Here is a 634-nt window from a genome sequence, read left to right as displayed (position 1 = left end):
TCTCTCCAATACTAGAAATTCGAGCTTCTGTTTGGCTTCAGATTGCAGCCGGTCTATCTGCACCCGACGATGGATACGGTTTAGGTTGAGCTGCAGGGCAAGATAGATGATGGCAAACACCAAGCTCAGAACCACTAAATAGGAGATCAGATCCCACCACACTAAATGAGTAGGAGAGAGTACTCTGACCGTTAATCTCGGTTGTTCGATAAAGCGTGATGAGACAAAAAACTGCTCATGAACCAGAGGATGAAGAGATTGAATGGTGCTGGTGGATGAGTCTAGGTCGCCGTTGAAGTTCAGGCTCTCAATGTTGGTATCAAGAAACTGTCTTCCCTCTTGGATCTCACGTTTACGCGCATTGTCCAATGGCTGCAAGCTTTTAAATAGCCAGTCGGGGTTACTCGACATAAACACCACGTGATCTTTATCGTCAGCAACGAAGTAACTCTGTTTACCTTTCCAGCTTGCTTCAATCAGTGAGAGGTCCATCTTTACGACGATCACACCAATGATTTCGGCCGCATAGGAGACAGGGTAAGAGTAGTAATAACCGCGCTTTCCAGAAGTCGACCCTAGGGCGAAATACTGATTCTCTTTGCCACTAAAAGCGTGCTGAAAATAGGGACGAAAA

General features: G+C 46.1%; 1 pseudogene. It reads right to left on the bottom strand.

From position 1 onward, the window contains the following. Nucleotides 1–634: pseudogene (locus KIV40_RS34210) on the bottom strand (two-component sensor histidine kinase); the annotation flags it as partial.

Source organism: Vibrio sp. D173a, assembly GCF_030248475.1.
The sequence above is the reverse complement of the archived record's forward strand: the minus strand, read 5'-3'. Positions and strand labels throughout refer to the sequence as shown.